This is a genomic window from Siansivirga zeaxanthinifaciens CC-SAMT-1 (assembly GCF_000941055.1).
Taxonomy (GTDB): Bacteria; Bacteroidota; Bacteroidia; order Flavobacteriales; family Flavobacteriaceae; genus Siansivirga; species Siansivirga zeaxanthinifaciens.
The window spans coordinates 1,081,933-1,099,573 of sequence record NZ_CP007202.1 but is presented as its reverse complement, the minus strand read 5'-3'; the positions used below and the strand labels follow the sequence as shown (position 1 = coordinate 1,099,573).

The 17,641-nt window shown below is 35.1% G+C and carries 15 protein-coding genes; 8 read left to right on the top strand and 7 right to left on the bottom strand.

Features of this window, described 5'->3' with window-relative positions:
- Window positions 1-10: 10 nt before the first annotated feature.
- The 3 genes from AW14_RS04930 to AW14_RS04920 all read right to left on the bottom strand — a co-directional run bounded on the left by AW14_RS04930 (window position 11) and on the right by AW14_RS04920 (window position 4,366).
- Window positions 11-2,398, bottom strand: coding sequence for a DUF2309 domain-containing protein (locus AW14_RS04930; protein ID WP_044637807.1), 2,388 nt, complete (start codon window positions 2,396-2,398; stop codon window positions 11-13).
- Window positions 2,399-2,400: 2 nt separating this feature from the next.
- Complete coding sequence (locus AW14_RS04925; protein WP_044637806.1) at window positions 2,401-3,834, bottom strand: proton-conducting transporter transmembrane domain-containing protein; 1,434 nt, start codon at window positions 3,832-3,834, stop codon at window positions 2,401-2,403.
- A gap of 214 nt (window positions 3,835-4,048) precedes the next feature.
- Window positions 4,049-4,366 (bottom strand): hypothetical protein, encoded by a 318-nt coding sequence (locus AW14_RS04920; RefSeq protein WP_044637805.1) that lies wholly within the window; start codon window positions 4,364-4,366, stop codon window positions 4,049-4,051.
- A 104-nt stretch (window positions 4,367-4,470) separates the two neighbouring features.
- Here AW14_RS04920 and AW14_RS04915 point away from each other — a divergent pair, with 104 nt between their 5' ends.
- The 4 genes from AW14_RS04915 (at window position 4,471) to AW14_RS04900 (ending at window position 9,401) form a co-directional block, all read left to right on the top strand.
- A complete protein-coding gene (locus AW14_RS04915) occupies window positions 4,471-5,394 on the top strand; it encodes a LysR family transcriptional regulator (protein WP_044637804.1) in 924 nt (307 codons plus the stop codon).
- A 152-nt stretch (window positions 5,395-5,546) separates the two neighbouring features.
- Window positions 5,547-7,301: an aspartate--tRNA ligase gene (gene aspS / locus AW14_RS04910; protein WP_044637803.1), complete on the top strand. Its 1,755-nt coding sequence runs from the start codon at window positions 5,547-5,549 to the stop codon at window positions 7,299-7,301.
- A gap of 42 nt (window positions 7,302-7,343) precedes the next feature.
- A complete protein-coding gene (locus tag AW14_RS04905) occupies window positions 7,344-9,137 on the top strand; it encodes a chloride channel protein (protein WP_084708773.1) in 1,794 nt (597 codons plus the stop codon).
- A 36-nt stretch (window positions 9,138-9,173) separates the two neighbouring features.
- The gene (locus AW14_RS04900) at window positions 9,174-9,401 is read left to right on the top strand and encodes a hypothetical protein (RefSeq protein ID WP_044637801.1); all 228 of its coding nucleotides are present in this window, start codon (window positions 9,174-9,176) and stop codon (window positions 9,399-9,401) included.
- Window positions 9,402-9,501: 100 nt separating this feature from the next.
- On the opposite strand, the gene AW14_RS04895 is transcribed toward AW14_RS04900, so the two are convergent.
- Window positions 9,502-9,951, bottom strand: a complete 450-nt coding sequence (locus AW14_RS04895; RefSeq protein WP_044639493.1) for a nucleoside deaminase — start codon at window positions 9,949-9,951, stop codon at window positions 9,502-9,504.
- A 60-nt stretch (window positions 9,952-10,011) separates the two neighbouring features.
- Here AW14_RS04895 and dxs point away from each other — a divergent pair, with 60 nt between their 5' ends.
- From dxs to AW14_RS14425, 4 genes are all read left to right on the top strand, one after another.
- Window positions 10,012-11,775: a 1-deoxy-D-xylulose-5-phosphate synthase gene (gene dxs / locus AW14_RS04890; RefSeq protein WP_044637800.1), complete on the top strand. Its 1,764-nt coding sequence runs from the start codon at window positions 10,012-10,014 to the stop codon at window positions 11,773-11,775.
- Between the two features lie 189 nt (window positions 11,776-11,964).
- Window positions 11,965-12,234, top strand: a complete 270-nt coding sequence (locus AW14_RS04885) for a type II toxin-antitoxin system Phd/YefM family antitoxin (protein WP_044639492.1) — start codon at window positions 11,965-11,967, stop codon at window positions 12,232-12,234.
- A complete protein-coding gene (locus AW14_RS04880) occupies window positions 12,235-12,513 on the top strand; it encodes a Txe/YoeB family addiction module toxin (RefSeq protein ID WP_044637799.1) in 279 nt (92 codons plus the stop codon).
- Between the two features lie 259 nt (window positions 12,514-12,772).
- Window positions 12,773-13,738, top strand: coding sequence for a tetratricopeptide repeat protein (locus AW14_RS14425; protein WP_169744654.1), 966 nt, complete (start codon window positions 12,773-12,775; stop codon window positions 13,736-13,738).
- Window positions 13,739-13,772: 34 nt separating this feature from the next.
- Here AW14_RS14425 and AW14_RS04870 read toward each other — a convergent pair whose 3' ends face one another.
- The 3 genes from AW14_RS04870 to AW14_RS04860 all read right to left on the bottom strand — a co-directional run bounded on the left by AW14_RS04870 (window position 13,773) and on the right by AW14_RS04860 (window position 17,598).
- Window positions 13,773-14,969, bottom strand: a complete 1,197-nt coding sequence (locus AW14_RS04870) for an IS256 family transposase (RefSeq protein WP_044637031.1) — start codon at window positions 14,967-14,969, stop codon at window positions 13,773-13,775.
- Window positions 14,970-15,102: 133 nt separating this feature from the next.
- Complete coding sequence (locus tag AW14_RS04865; protein ID WP_044637798.1) at window positions 15,103-16,710, bottom strand: S8 family peptidase; 1,608 nt, start codon at window positions 16,708-16,710, stop codon at window positions 15,103-15,105.
- Between the two features lie 27 nt (window positions 16,711-16,737).
- The gene (locus AW14_RS04860) at window positions 16,738-17,598 is read right to left on the bottom strand and encodes an MBL fold metallo-hydrolase (protein WP_044637797.1); all 861 of its coding nucleotides are present in this window, start codon (window positions 17,596-17,598) and stop codon (window positions 16,738-16,740) included.
- Window positions 17,599-17,641 lie beyond the last annotated feature (43 nt).

Below are 17,641 nucleotides of genomic sequence, written 5' to 3'. Positions count from 1 at the left end.
TGTTACATCCTTAAACTAAAACCTCTGTGTGTTTTTGTTTAACCGGCTGTGAATTTTGCTTGTCCATGTCTTTTAAATTTTCAGAAATCCAATTCAAATTTTTCTTGTATGAACTTATTTTGTTACTATTTGTTGGATCCATCACCATTAAATAAATCCATTCGTTATCAAGCAAGTTTTTAAGGTTTTCATTTCTTAAAAGTATTTCAGAAACTCTAGATACTGGAGCTTGAATAACAACCGATAACCTAAGTGGTTGGTGATACATCTCTGAGTCTGTTTGCATTAAAGATTGCAGGGGCAGTCCCATTTTTAAATCGCCTCCGTTCCCTTGAACAACTCCAAATTTCCCAATAACATTGTGGGTTATTTTAGATCCGCTACCAAAGGTTGTGTTATCTACTGTCGAGAAATAATAATGGTTATTTATCCATTGTGTTACAACCATGGGTCCTTGCATGATGCCTTCTAAAGCTTTACCAGTAGTATCTGCCTCCCAATTGTAAGAATGTAAGAAGGCGCGTCCTTCTAAATTTTTATCTTTTGTTAATTCTCTAGGCCCTACTATGAAAGCTGCATTTTTAGCTAAGCCCCATTCAGGTCTGGTTTCTCCCCAGTTATTTGCTTTTTTATTAGCTAAAGCCACACTGTTTTTAGTAACTCCCAAACGTTCTTGAGTCGCTGTTTTTTGCGCTTTTAATAAATCTGATTTTATTTTTTCAAGGTTACTTTTATGAGATTGTGGAACATCGGCATCAAAGAAAACTATCTCATCGGTGGTTGTATTATGTTCTGCACCAACAAAGACCGTATTTTCTGGCATTTCCAAATTATGAGTTTCATTTAAAACCTTTTTAACTTCAGGTAAATTGGCTAGTTTAGCTAACATACGCGCATTGTGTCTCCCCGGACTTGCCGCACAGGCACCACAATCTAAACTCGACCCAAATGGGTTGTTAGTTGTATGGCTTCCGTGACCAACAAATACCACCACAGGTGCAAACGTTTTCCATCCCATTAAATCGAATGCCGATTTTACTATGCCAACTTTTTCATTTAAAGGAATTGAATCTTCAGATGCTGTGTGGTTGCACGCACTTTCAATTTTTGGTTCACAGATTGTCTCGTACTGCATAGAGTTCCTTTTGTATAATCTGTAAAACTGATTTGGTAAAAGGGTTCGCAGGGTTAAGATTAATCCGTAGAAAAAGCCCGAGCCCTCTACAAATCCAAAGGCCGAAGGAAGCATGTTTTTCATTCTTTTTATAAAGTAATTTCTAAACTTAAGCACCTTGTTTTTGTCTTTGTAAGTTTTAAAATTTTCAGAATGATTTTCTTGCGCAATCTCCGAAACATGATAGGCCGAATTTACTATTGGCGGACACGATTTTCGTGTGATGCCGTCTGCAGCACTTTCATAATCCATGGCAATTCCAAAAAAACCTGCATAACCAAAGGTTTCGTAATGCCCTTTATTTTCTATGTGTCTTCGTATTAACTCAGATCGTGTATCGATACAAAAAACCATTTGAGCATCAGGAACTTGGTTAGATTGTGTTGTTTTGCTGGCTTCCTCTTGAAAGTTTAATAACTTTTCTAATTCATTTTGCCAACTTTTTTCCCAAGCTTTCAACCATAAGTATTGCAGTTTTGATATGAAAGGATTGTATGCACTTTCAATATTTTTCGGATATATAGACGTTCCTGTAATATGAGCCACCATAAGTCTTACAGCTAAATACTCCTCTAAATTTATAGGATATTCATTTTGCCATTGGTTATTACTCTCGGTTCTGTAATTTATATACCCTGTCCAACCTGGAAGTGCCGCCAAATGATAGGTGAATATTTTGGTTAAATCGTTTTCATTAACCTCTTTTAAAACAAACTTTAAAGCTTCGGCACTTGTTGAAGGCAGGTCGCTAGTCTTTATTTTTGGCAACTCATTGTCGTATTTAGCCAGTTTGCGCCAAGCGCTATAAAACCCTTCCTTTTTATTTGGCATTTCCCATTCTGCTAAACCTTCATCCATAAAGGCAGCTAGCCACTTTGCCATCATTCTATCTAAGAAATTTGTGTCATTAATGCTAGCTTGTTTGTTGTGAGAAACTATTTGACTTAGATAGTATTCTGGAGATTCTAAAAGGTTGTTTTCTTTTAAAAGCTCTAAAAGTATTTGTTTATCTATTTTTTTCTCTTCCCAAGCATTGGTTAACAAATCGGCACTAGGTAAAACATTAGCATTAAGAAAGTGTTCTGCCTGAGCCAGTGCTTCTTTAAAAGGTTTTTGCTCGTATCCAGATAAGGGATTCGACGTAACAAACGAATAAAGTGGCCAAGTTTTTCCTATCACTTTAGATGCCTCATTAAGGCTATTTTTAATCGATTCGTTTATCATAATTACTTAGATTTATACATTAAAACTGTTTTTTTATTGGGCTGTGAGATGTTTAATAACTTCACATAAAACCAAGGGAAATTTCTATAAACCCCTAATTTCATTATAAAGAATCCTACCAAGAATACCATTCCAAATCCAATTTCCATAGCCGATATTGGTAGTGGCGTTGCTACATTTGGCATATCACTTATTAAAAGGGTTATACCATTGTAAATTAAAGCATACGCAACAATACCTACCGTGAATAATAAGGGTGGCAACACCACTTTTTGGGTTGTATTTAAGCTTTGTTCTTTAATAATATTGTAAGTCACCTGCCCTACCGTAATGGCAACAATAAGCGTTAAAAACACACTGCTATTTAACGAGAGTCCTTTTCCTGTTAAAATGTTGAATAAGAATGCGCCTAAAACTCCAAATACAGCTACAACTAACGCTTGTAAAGGTTTTATGGTGATTTGATGGTATTGTTGCTTTTGTGTGTGTTTCACCTCTTCGCCGGCAGATAAAAACAAATACGCTTTATAAAACCCATGAAGGATGAGATGCACAACCGCAGCATTAAATAACCCTAAACCGCATTGCATAATCATGAAACCCATTTGTGCAATGGTAGAACACGCCAAACGTTGTTTCACATTTACCTGTAGTAATTTGGTGAATTGAGCAATAACCGCTGTTAGTCCACCAATTATAAAGAGTATAATTAAGGTATGCGAGGTTAATAAAATGGTTGAAAAAAGAGTTAAAAGAATGCCCGATCCGTTAACAAAACCAGCGTGCATTAGAGCAGATGCAGGTGTTGGCGCAGTCATGGCTGAAAGCAACCAGCGGTGAAACGGATATATGGCAGACTGGATTAACGCTGCCGTAATAATACACAAGCTAGCTAATAACTTGATGCTGTGCGACAAGCCATCTAGTTGCGCCGTAATTCCAGACAGTGTGTACGCTTCTGTTGTGTAAGCTAACAATAAAACACCGATACTTAAAAGTAAACTTCCTGTAAAGAAATATTTAAAAGCAAATTTTGAAGCTTCCTTAGCTTCGCCCCACTCGACATTTACACCAATTATTTGAGACATAAATACGCCCATTAAAAACCACGTGCTTAGAAGCAACCCGACATGGTTCGACATTACAAAAGTCATAATAGAGAGCGTAAAACCGAAACACAACATAGAAAACCTTTTATGGTACTTAAAACCTTTTAAATAATTGGCTCCGTAACTACTTATTAAGGCACTAAAAAAAGTAACAACCGACCAGATAAGTATAGTAAACCCATTTACTTTTAAAATATTTTCAAATTCCCAAACCGGTATATTAGGTGCAAAGCTTACTAAGTAAGCTAAATTAGCAATAAACATGCCCCACAAGATGTAAGTAAACCATTGACTGATGGAAGATATTTGATTTTGTTTTTTTATCATTTTAAAATATTTATAATATGTTTTTTAATTTAAAGATCTTTTTACCTTCGAGTTCATTCTGGCAAAGAAAACGACTATTAGAATGAAACTACAAACCATTATTTTTTCTAGGTACAAATACCCTCTTAAATAAGCTATAGCATTAAAAATTACTAGAAACAATAAGCCTAAATAGGGTAAGGTAATTGATTTTTGTTTAGACATAATACAACGCTTATATTGTTTTATCTGCGATTGAAATTTCCAATACACCGTTAATAATTAAATTTGCGTTCTGCGCTCTACTTTTAAAAATAAATTCGCGCGCTTTTTCTTTCTCTTTTTCTAATTCACTTATACGACTATCTAACTCATTGGTATTGAAATTATGGTTTCCTTCCCATTTTTGTAGTCTTTGGATTTTATGAAAATTAATTTTTTCATTGATTAAAGACATGATAATGTCTGATGCTTCAGAAGGCAAAAATTCTCCTTTTACTAATTGAATTTTTTGTGTTGCGACTTCTGGTTTAATTAATTCTTTTGCTTCCATTTAAGTGATTTTAATTGTTAAAATTTTAAATTCTGCTGCAAATATTATAAATAGAATTCATAAATTTTTATTTATATTTGTTATTATATACATAAAATATTTTTATGAATTACACATTACACCAACTTCAAATATTCTTAAAAATAGCTCAATTACAGAGCATTACTAAGGCTTCAGAAGAACTTCATCTTACTCAGCCAGCGGTATCCATTCAGTTAAAAAATTTTCAAGATCAATTTCCCATTCCGTTAACCGAGGTGGTTGGTAGAAAATTATATGTTACAGATTTTGGAAAAGAAATTGCCATAGCGGCCGAAAAAATTATTAATGAAGTTTATGCGATCAATTTTAAAACACTGTTATTTCAAAATCAGCTTTCTGGCAGATTAAAAATATCGATAGTTTCTACTGGAAAATATGTAATGCCCTATTTTATTTCTGAATTTATGAAACAAAATGAAGGTGTAGAACTAAATATTGATGTTACAAATAAATCTCAAGTATTAGAGAGCTTAGAATTAAATGAAGTCGATTTTGCTCTGGTTTCTGTATTGCCCAATAAGCTAAAAGTTAATAAAATTGAATTAATGCAAAACAAACTCTTTTTTATTGGCGGGGGCGCCATAGATTATAAGCGTTTTACCAAAAAAAAGGACTTGTTTGAAAACACCCCTTTAATATACCGAGAAGTTGGTTCGGCTACAAGAACAGCCATGGAGCAATTTATTTTAAATAATGATTTATCAATTCAAAAAAAAGTAGAACTTACCTCTAACGAGGCTGTTAAACAAGCTGTTTTATCGGAGTTAGGATGCTCTATTATGCCCTTAATTGGTATTAAAAACGAATTAAAAAACAAAGAATTACAAATTATTCCCGTAAAAGGACTTCCCATGACAACAACCTGGAATTTAATTTGGTTAAAATCGAAAAAATTATCGCCTGTTGCCCAGGCCTATCTCGAGTATTTAAATGCAAACAAAGCAATTATTATTAAAGAAAAATTTTCTTGGTTTGAGAATTATTAAGAAGTAGATAGAAACTTTTTAAATTTTTATTTAAAAAATATGGACGATATAAAAATTAGAGGTTCTTTCATGGTTTTTTAATAAGATATCTTTCTAAATTTGCACTTTTATTTCACGTGTAGCTTGACTACATGCTAATTAAATTTTAAAAAATGTACAGAAGTCATAACTGTGGTGAATTAAACGCATCACATATAAATAAAGAAGTTACACTTGCCGGATGGGTTCAAAAATCTAGAGACAAAGGTTTTATTGTTTGGGTCGATTTACGCGATCGTTACGGCATTACCCAACTGGTTTTCGATGAAGAACGTACTTCAAAAGACATGATGGCTCAGGCTCAAAATTTAGGTAGAGAGTTTGTAATTCAAGTTAAAGGTACGGTTATCGAGCGTGCTTCAAAAAACCCAAATATACCTACGGGCGATATAGAAATATTAGTTTCAGAATTAAATATTTTAAACGAAGCCTTGTTGCCGCCTTTCACTATTGAAGATAAAACCGATGGTGGTGAAGAGTTACGCATGAAATATCGTTACCTAGATATTCGTCGTAATCCGGTTAAAAACAGCTTAATTTTTAGACATAAAGTAACTCAAGAAGTTAGAAATTATCTTTCTAAAGAAGGTTTTATTGAAGTTGAAACACCTTATTTAATAAAATCGACTCCAGAGGGTGCTCGCGATTTCGTGGTACCTTCTCGCATGAATGCGGGGCAGTTTTACGCCTTACCACAATCGCCTCAAACCTTTAAGCAGTTGCTTATGGTGGGTGGTATGGATAAATATTTCCAGATTGTGAAATGTTTTAGAGACGAAGATTTACGTGCCGACAGACAACCAGAATTCACACAAATAGACTGTGAAATGGCGTTTATCGAGCAAGAAGATATTTTAAATGCGTTTGAAGGATTAACTCGCCACTTATTAAAAGAAGTTAATGGTGTTGAAATAGAAAAATTCCCGAGAATGCTTTACGACGATGCCATGCGTTTATATGGAAACGATAAACCAGACATTCGTTTTGGTATGCAATTTGGCGAGCTAAACGATGTTGCTCAACATAAAGATTTTGGTGTTTTTAACAGTGCCGAATTAGTTGTTGGTATTGCTGTACCAGGAGGAAATGCTTACACCCGTAAAGAAATAGACCAATTAATTGATTGGGTTAAACGTCCGCAAATAGGTGCTTTGGGTATGGTTTACTGCCGTTGTAATGAAGATGGTACTTTCAAATCGTCTGTAGATAAATTTTACGATGAAACCGATTTAGCCAAATGGGCAGAGGTAACCGGTGCCAAAGCAGGCGATTTAATTTGTGTGCTTTCGGGCGATAAAAATAAAGTACGTGCGCAATTAAGTGCCTTACGTATGGAATTGGCAGAACGCTTAGGACTAAGAAACCCTAAGGAATTTGCACCACTTTGGGTTATGGATTTTCCTCTTTTAGAATGGGACGAAGAAACCGAACGTTACCACGCCATGCACCACCCGTTTACATCGCCAAAACCAGGGCAGTTGGAATTACTAAAAACCAATCCGGGTGAAGTAAAAGCTAATGCCTACGATTTGGTTTTAAACGGAAACGAAATTGGCGGTGGTTCTATTCGTATTCACGATAAAGAAACCCAATCGCTCATGTTCGATTATTTAGGATTTACCCCAGAAGAAGCCAAAGCGCAATTTGGCTTTTTAATGGATGCGTTTCAATACGGCGCGCCACCACATGGTGGTTTGGCATTTGGCTTAGATCGATTGGTAGCCATTTTAGGCGGACAAGAAACCATTCGAGATTTTATTGCATTCCCAAAAAATAATTCGGGTCGCGATGTTATGATTGATGCACCTGCCGCAATAGATGATGCACAATTAACAGAACTAAGTTTAAAACTTAATTTAAAACAATAATTTAAAATCCTGCATGAGCAGGATTTTTTAGTAGATTTAAACATGCCTAAAAAAACAATTTTAAAACAGATTTTAATTTGGAGAGCGAAATACATTTCGCACCGTCAATTTGTTTATATACTTAGTATTATTATTGGTTTTACATCGGGTGTAGGTGCGGTTGTTTTAAAAAATTTAACCCACTTTATTCAGCATTTATTAGAAGGCAAATTAATAACCGACTACCATCATGCCTTTTACTTTTTGTTCCCTATTTTAGGTTTAACATTGGTGTTCTTTATTATAAAGTATGTTATTAGAAACAAGGTAAGTCACGGCATACCGTCTACACTTTACGCCATATCCAAACGTAAAGGCATCATGAAACAATACCAGATGTTTGGTTCTATATTAACAGCTCCTTTAACCGTTGGTTTTGGTGGTTCGGTAGGATTAGAAGGCCCAACAGTAGCTACAGGCGCTGCGCTGGGTTCTAATATTTCCAGAATGTTTCACATGAATCAAACTTCTAGAAACTTACTTATTGGTTGTGCGGCGGCAGGTGCCATGAGTTCTATATTTAAAGCACCCATTGCAGCGATTATTTTTGCTATAGAAGTTTTTAGTTTAGATTTAACCATTGCATCAATGTTGCCTTTATTATTGGCATCACTTTCTGCTATTTTAACATCGTATTTCTTTTTTGGCGACGATATTTTATTGCCTTTTAGAATTGAAGATAAATTCTATATTTCCGATGCGCCTTTTTACATATTACTTGGGGTAGTTGCTGCTTTTGTATCTATTTATTTTACCGAAGTTTACGATAAAATCCATTCCTTTTTCGATAAAATAGCATCGCCCGTTAAAAGACTTATTATTGGAGGTATAGGCATTGGTTTATTAATATTTTTAATTCCGCCTTTATACGGCGAAGGTTTCGATGTTATTAATAATCTAATCGTTGGAAATCCAGAAAAAGCCCTGGAAAATAATTTTTTTCAATTAGACTTAAATAATGTTTGGGTAGTTGTTTTATTACTTGCCGGTTTAATGTTTTCTAAAATTGTGGCCAGTAGTTTAACTTTTGGTGCTGGTGGTGTTGGTGGTATTTTTGCTCCTACCCTTTTTATGGGAAGCATCATGGGGTATTGTATGTCTAAAATTTTAAATAATTGCGGTCTGTTTAACGCTCCGGTTTCCGAAAGTAATTTTACTTTGGTTGGTATGGCTGGTTTACTGGCCGGTGTTTTACATGCGCCTTTAACCGCTATATTTTTAATTGCAGAACTTACAGGCGGTTACGAACTTTTTATTCCATTGATGCTTACCGCAACCATTTCGTTTGGAATTACTAAATATTTCAGACCCCATTCTGTTTATAATATGGAATTAGGCAGAAAAGGCGAACTTATTACCCACGATAAAGACCATGCGGTTTTAACTCTTATGGATATCGATAAGGTTATTGAAACTAATTTTATTACCATTTCACCCGAAATGACTTTAGAACAAATAATACATGAAGCCGTTGTAAAATCAAACCGAAATATCTTTCCGGTGGTAAAAAAAGACACCCATCGACTGCAAGGTATTATCCTTCTAGACGATTTGCGCCCCATCATGTTCGACCAAACCCTTTATAAAGAAATTGTAGCAACCGATGTGATGCAAAAACCACCGGCTGTTATTAACATTGATAAAGATAAAATGACCGATATTATGCAGAAATTCCAAGACAGTAGTGCTTGGAATCTGCCTGTTACTAAAAATGGCGTTTATTTTGGCTTTATTTCAAAATCTAAACTTTTAACAGCTTACAGACGCCAATTAATAACCCTACAAGGCGACTCATAAACCATGAAGCGCGCATATTAAAACCAATTTAAACACATGAAATATATCATTCTTATTGTATTTTTAGCCGCTTTTGGCAGTATGCTAACGGGGTATATTATGGCTTCAGAAAAGCTAATTGGCTTGGGTGTTATGGGCTTATTTTTTGTTGCTTTTCCCTTATTTGCTTACTACCGCTGGAAAGACAAAGACATTAAAGACTACATGCTTACCAAAGAAAATTTAGATAAAATGCGCGAAAACAGTAAAGACAAGCGTTATTAATATTAGGGCGTTCTCTTACAGGTCGCGTTTTACGTTTTAATGCCTCGCTGCGGGATTTCTAAGTTTAAAATAAAACTAATAAATAATCGCTAACGCAACTTCAATTTAGGTTTCGTTTTTCAATAAAAAACCGTTTTAATAAAGCAGAAGCTTCGTTTTCTAAAACACCCCCTTTAATAATGGTTTTGGGATGTAGCTTGGTATTTAAATTAATACAACCACGTTCTTCATCTCTAGCCCCGTAAACAATATTCGAAATCTGACTCCAATACAAAGCACCGGCGCACATTTGGCAAGGCTCTAAAGTAACATACAAAGTGCATTTTTGAAGATATTTACCGCCTAAAAAATTAGCCGCCGCCGTAATAGCCTGCATTTCGGCATGTGCGGTAACATCGTTTAACGTTTCGGTTAAATTATGGCCACGGGCAATAATTCTATTATCTACAACTATCACCGCACCCACGGGAATTTCACCTTTTTCAAGCGCTATTTCGGCTTCTTGTAAAGCCTTTTTCATAAAATAAGAATCATCAAAAGGTTGTATCATGGTAAGAAACTTAAAGTTTAAAATCAAAAATACAATTTCATCTGCTACATTTGTACTCCCATGCAAAAATTATTAAATGAAATAACGAATCCAGAAGCGCTTCGTCTTTTAAACCAAAAAGACTTACCGCAACTTGCTCAAGAATTACGTGAATTCATTATAAATATCGTAGCCACCAAAGAAGGGCACTTAGGCGCGAGTTTAGGGGTCGTAGAACTTACTATTGCATTGCACTATGTTTTTAACACCCCCGAAGATCTGCTTATCTGGGATGTTGGGCACCAAGCGTACGGACATAAAATTTTAACCGGTAGAAAAGATCTTTTTCATACCAACCGACAAATAGGCGGCTTAAGCGGATTTCCAAATCGTAGTGAAAGCCCTTACGATGCCTTTGGTGTGGGGCATGCCTCTACCTCCATTTCGGCCGCTTTGGGTATGGCGATTGCCTCTAAAATAAAAGGCGATTTCAAAAAACAACACATTGCCGTTATTGGCGATGCCAGTATTGCAGGCGGTATGGCCTTTGAGGGTTTAAATCATGCCGGCGTTACAGATGCTAATGTATTGGTTATTTTAAACGATAATGCCATTGGCATCGACCCCAGTGTTGGTGCTCTTAAAATGTATTTAACCAACGTTAAAAAAGGCACTCAAAAACGAAACAACATTATAAAAGCCTTAAATTTTGATTATTCGGGACCTATTGATGGGCATGATATCGACGCTATTATATCAGAATTAAAACGATTAAAAAAAGTAAAAGGCCCTAAGTTTTTACATGTTATTACCACCAAAGGCAAAGGTTTAAAACAGGCAGAAGAAAACCAGGTTACTTACCACGCGCCTGGTAAATTTGATGCCTCTACGGGCGACATTCTGTCTAAAACACCTTCAGAATTTACAAAATTTCAAGATGTTTTTGGTTTAACCCTTTTAGAATTGGCGCAACACAATAAAAATATTGTTGGGATTACGCCCGCCATGCCCACAGGCAGCTCTTTAAAATATATGATGGATGCCATGCCCGACCGTGCTTTCGATGTGGGTATTGCCGAACAACATGCCGTTACCTTGGCTGCAGGTATGGCCACCCAAGGCTTAATACCTTTTTGCAATATATACTCTACCTTTTTACAACGGGCTTACGACCAAGTTATTCATGATGTGGCGTTGCAAAACTTACCCGTTATTTTTTGTTTAGATCGTGCTGGTTTGGTGGGCGAAGATGGCGCTACACACCATGGTGTTTTCGATTTGTCGTATTTAAACTGCATACCAAACCTTATTGTTTTTGCCCCAAGAAACGAAATAGAATTGCGCAACATCATGTACACCGCACAATTAGGTTTAAATCAACCCATAGCGATTCGCTACCCCAGAGGTCGTGGTTTTATTGCCCATTGGAAACAACCTTTTAACACGATAGAAATTGGTAAAGCTGTGCAACTAAAAACAGGCCATAAAGCTGCGGTTCTAAGTATAGGCGCTATAGCCAAAAATGTAAGCGATGCCATAGATCGTTTAGGCAACCCAAGCGATATGGCGCATTACGACATGCGTTTTGTAAAACCTTTGGACGAAACCTTACTACACGATATTTTTAAAACATACCAAACCATTTTTACAATAGAAGACAACGCTGTAAAAGGCGGCTTTGGAAGCTCAATTCTAGAATTTGCTGCCAAAAACAACTACAAAAACACCCTAAACGTTTTAGGCATCCCCGACCAATTTATTGAACACGGCAGCGTTACCGAACTCCAAAAAACCATTGGTTTGGATGTTGAGGGTTTAGCCAAATTGTTTAGTAAACATATGTAAATACTATATTTATGTTACTAGGTTTTGTAAGAAAGAACGAGTAACTTCGTTTGGTGACTTGATATATAACTTTAAAATTATATATATCGAGTTGTTGGCTACAAGCTGAAAAATCTTCTCATTTGGAAATTTGGTATAAATATTGTACATTTGTTTGTACAACATAATGTACATTAAAAATTAATGATTATGAGAGCAATAACAATTTCCACTCTACGTAAGAGTATAAAAAAGCACTTCGACTATGTTTCAAAGTCAATGGAAGTGATTGTTGTACCTAGAAGTAAAGGTGATGACGCTGTTGTCATAATGTCTATTAGCGAATATAATTCATTAAAAGAAACAGAACACCTACTATCTACAAAAGCCAATAGAAATAGACTAATGGAATCCATTGAACAAATGGAAAAAGGAGAATTAGTTGAATATAATGAAGATGAAATAGAATTAGCTCACTAAATGAATATTGATTTTACTCCACACGGATGGGAAGATTTCACTCATTGGCTAGAAAATGACCATGATACAGCAATCAAAATAAAAGACTTATTAAAAGAAATTAAAGCAAATCCATTTAAAGGAACAGGAAAACCTGAACCTCTAAAACACGGACTAAAAGGCTTTTGGTCAAGAAGAATAACAGGAGAACACAGATTGGTTTATAGGGTATCTGGAAAGAAAGGTGTCGACCAAAAGTGTACTGTAATTCAATGCAGATTTCATTACGATGATAAATAAAAGCCAGTTGCCAACAATGGCTATAAGTAATTGCTTGTTCTCGCCTACTTCTGAAAATCCTAGCGGATTTTCAGTTTGTTGCGTACTTGCAAAGTTAAATACTAACCCACGCAACTACTCATAGCCGAGAACGTTGTAGGTAATTTTGAAAATGACAAAGAACATACTTTTAATACTTCTACTTATCTCAATCAAATCATATTGTCAAACAATCAACACTTCGAAATTGTATGGCGATTGGATTAAGTATAAGATTGAGATGAAAGATGGCAGCAATTTAAATGACCGATTTTTGACTGATTCTTCATATGTAAATTATAGTTTTAAAAAACTGGAAATGTGCACAAATGGCAATCCAACTCATCGAGTAAACGAGGTTTGTTTTCCATACTCAATAAATCAAAATTTCATCAAAACATCTTCAACTTCTGGCTATGAAATTGAAAAAATAAAAAATGACACTCTCATACTTTGTGAATCGATTGGCGGAATGGACAATGACAAACTGAAAAGATTTTTTTTCGTCAGAGAACAAAAGCTGTTTAATGAAATTAAAGAAGCAAAAGGAGAAAGTAAAAATCAAATTGCGAATGAATTTTACACACCAACTTTAAAGTCAAGTTTAATGCTAGAGTTAAACAATGCTTTTAAGAATAAACATAGTAACTTTAAAGCTAAAGGCTTTATAACCATTGATTTAAAAAATAAAAAAGTTAGCACTTTAATAAATTACTCTGATACTTCTGATTCAACCAAAATTAAACGAGTAAAAAAAGTAATTGACAAGTCTTATAAACTTTGGAATACAGAAAGATTTAAACACCTTGAAACATTAGAAATGCCTTTTGTTTTAAAAGATGAAAAAACCAAGACTTTTCGTGGAATTTCAATGAAGTTTTTCACTGATTCTTTTTATCAATTAGACCATTTTTATGGAGGAGATACGAGAATAATTCAAGAAGCAGGAGAATATTTCAATAAAGCAATAAATGACTATCAAAATAAAGATTATGAGAGTTCAATAAAAAATTTCACAAAGAGCTATGAACTTGATCCAAAAAATATAGATGCGCTAAATAATAGAGCTGCTATTTATTATGAAACTGGACAATTGGAATTAGCTTGTAAAGATTGGAATGAACTATCCGAACTCGGACAGAAAAGAGGAATAGAATTATTAAAAAATAAATGTAAAAAAACTACCTACAACGACACTATCCCGTAAAGTGTGTAAGTTAAAAATCGAGGGTTTAACTTTTTTAAAGTTGAACCCTTTTTTCAAATATAGTTAAAAACTGGTTTAAAATAATGCCCCAGTTCCTAATAGGCATCGACCATTTTTTGGTAGCCTCTCTAAGGGCTAAAAAAGTGGACTTCATAACAGCTTCATCTGTTGGGAATGAGAGCTTGTTTTTAGTGTATTTTCTGATTTTTCCATTAAGGTTTTCAATAAGGTTCGTAGTGTAAATGATTTTTCTAATTTCTAAAGGAAATTCATAGAAAGCGGTAAGTTCTTCCCAGTTATCTCTCCAGCTTTTAATAGCGTAAGAGTACTTGTGTTCCCATTTCTGAGCAAAGTCTTCTAGGGCGGCTTTTGCTGCACTTTTGGTGGGTGCATCGTAGATGCTTTTCATGTCCTTTGTAAATTCTTTCTTGTCTTTCCAAACAACATACCGACAAGCATTACGAATCTGGTGTACCACGCAGATTTGGGTTTTAGATTCAGGAAAAACGTTTTTAATGGTGTCGGTAAAACCGTTAAGATTATCTGTGGCCGTGATAAGCAAATCCTGAACGCCTCTGGCTTTCATATCGGTTAGTACACTCATCCAAAAGGCTGCCGATTCATTCTTCCCCAACCAAAGCCCTAAGACTTCCTTTTTACCATCTCTACGCAGTCCTACGGCGATGTACATGGTTTTGTTAATGACTTTGGAGTTCTCCCGAACCTTAAATACGATGCCATCCATCCAAGTAATTAAATATACGGGCTCCAGAGGTCTGTTTTGCCAAGCAACAATATCATTGGTAACTTTATCTGTGATACGTGATATGGTAGATGTGGATACATCAAAATCGTAAACTTCTCGGATTTGCTCTTCAATATCAGAATTACTCATACCCTTGGCATAAAGGCTGATAATGACGTTTTCTATGCCATCAACCATGTTAGTGCGTTTAGGAACCAGCATAGGGTTAAAAGAAGCGTCCCGGTCTCTGGGAACTTTAATATTAGTCTCTCCTAAAGCTGTTTTTATCTTTTTAGACCCATAGCCGTTACGGGTATTGCTATTATCGGATTGCTGATGCTTCTCATAGTCTAAATGAGCATCAAGTTCCCCTTCTAGCATCTTTTCAATACCTCGCTTTTGAATGGATTTTAGAAAGGAGGTCAGTTCGTCTCCTGTTTTAAACTGTTTTAAAAAATCGTCGTTTAGAAAATCTTCTTTCTTCATAAGTGTGTAAATTTTAAAATTAAACAAAAAAATATCGAGGGTTGCAACCCTCGATATTTTTAACTTTACACACTTTGTGAGATACTACCAAAAAAGAGGCTATTTAGCCTCTTTTTTGTTTAGAATAATTATTTTAATTAGACATTTTAGCCGCCATAATTAATGCATTGTATGCATTAACCATTCTGCCAGATGTTGTTAATTCGCTAAAAGGTTTTACATTGTTAGTATCACCTCCAACAACAACTTTAGTTTTTAAAGCTAAGCCAGAATCCATTAAAATATGTTTTACCTGACTCGCTGTTAATTTAGGATAATACGAACGAATTAAAGCAGCTACGCCAGCCACCGCAGGAGCAGCCATAGAGGTTCCGCCTTTAGTATCGTATTCGTTTTCTGGAGTTGTAGAGTACACTTTAGCTCCAGGAGCAAATACATCTACATTTTTTTTACCGTAGTTAGAAAATCCAGCAACCATATTCGATCCATATTTTGGCTCTAAAGCACCAACTCTAATATAATTGTCGGCAACTTCTACAAAATTAACGTTATCGTCTGGGAAGTTATAATTAGTATCTACATCTTTACTATCGTTTCCTGCAGCATGTACAAATAAAACGTCATGATCTGCAGCATATTTTATAGCTTCGTGTACCCATTCTTTGTGTGGAGAATAACTTTTACCAAAACTTCCGTTAATTATTTTAGCACCATTATCTACAGCATATCTAATAGCTAAAGCAACATCTTTATCGTACTCATCGCCATTTGGTACCGTTCTAACACTCATAATTTGTACATTATTAGCAACACCGTTTACACCTTTACCATTGTTACGTTCTGCAGCAATAATACCAGCAACGTGTGTACCATGGCTTTCGCTTTTCTTAACAGGTTTTACGTTTCCGTTACCATAGAATTTATTAGTCATATCGTTTGGATTGTCTCCAGTTTTACGACCTTTAAAAGACTTGTTAAGGTTGTAGTTTAAACGCTCGTTAATACTTTCTAAACCATTTGAAATTTCTTTTTTTGCTTCAGCTAAAGAATTTACACCATTGCTAAACATATATTTAGCAATTTGAACCGTTTTGGTTAGCGCTTCATCATCTGTTTTAATAGCATTTACTTCTTCTTTTGTGTAATCGCTTTTACCAAAGTGTTTTGTTAAAGCCTCGTCTGCTGCCTTAAGTTGTTGGTAAATTTGATCGTACTGGGCTTTATAACCCATGTATTTGTTATATTCTTTTTCGTACTCGGCTTGTGCTCTGGCATAATCTGGGTTACTTGTGTCGCCAGTAGCAAGAATACGAACAAGCTCTAACTGCTCATCGTAACCATCACCTAAGAAATTCCAACCGTGAACATCATCGATGTAACCATTGTTATCGTCGTCTTTACCATTGTTAGGAATTTCGTCTTTGTTAGTCCAAATAACATCGTTTAAATCTTCGTGGTCGATATCGATACCAGAATCTACAACGGCAACAATAACGGTAGCTCCTTTTTTGTTTTTAATAAGCTCTTCGTAAGCTTTATCTACACTCATACCAGGAATGGTATCTTTTACAAGATCTAAATGTCCCCATGTGTGTTTTTCCTGCTCTGTTAATTCAGATACTTTTAACGGTGAAGTATCAATGTTTTCAACGGGAGTTGATAAAATGTTTGCTGTACTACCACAACCGTAAAATAATGTTGCTGCAAGTACTGATACTGATAATATTTGAATTGTTTTCATTAAATAATGTTTGAATTAGTCTTTTTATTAATTAAATATATCTTGAGTTGAATATGAATTTTTTAATCGTACTCCTTTTTCGGTTTCTTGAACGGTAATAATCTCATTATGAGCATCATGTTCTAAAAATAAGTAAAAGTTATTTTTAACAGCTAAATTTAGGAAGTTTTCTTTTTCGTCGAGTGTTAATAATGGCCTGGTATCGTAACCCATTACAAATGGCAATGGTAAATGTCCCACGGTTGGCAACAAATCTGCCATAAAAGCGATGGTTTTATCTTGGTATGTTATAAGCGGAATCATTTGCTTTTCGGTGTGACCATCTGCAAAAAAAATATCGAAACCTAATTCCGAATTTTTTAAAATTTGATGTTCTGGTAACGATGTAAATTTTAATTGGCCATTCGCCTCGATGGGAAGTATGTTTTCTTCTAAAAAAGAAGCCTTTTCGCGGCGATTTGGTTTGGTAGCCCATTCCCAATGGTTTTCATTACTCCAAAAATGTGCATTTTTAAAAGCCGTTTCGTAGCCTGTTTTACCGGCATTCCAATTTACACAACCGCCACAGTGGTCGAAGTGTAAATGGGTTAAAAACACATCGGTTATATCATCGCAATGAAAACCATAGTTTTTAAGTGATTTTTCTAAAGTATCATGGCCCCAAAGGTGGTAATAGCCAAAAAATTTATCAGATTGTTTATTACCCATTCCGGTGTCTATTAATATCAATCGATTACCATCTTCAATAAGTAAACAACGCGAAGCAATATCAATCATATTATTGGCATCGGCAGGATTGGTTTTTTGCCAAATAGATTTAGGAACTACACCAAACATAGCGCCTCCATCTAACTTAAAATTTCCTGCATTAATTGGGTATAATCTCATAGAAATGTAAAATTAAGAAATCTATTGTTAATGCCTTTAAAAG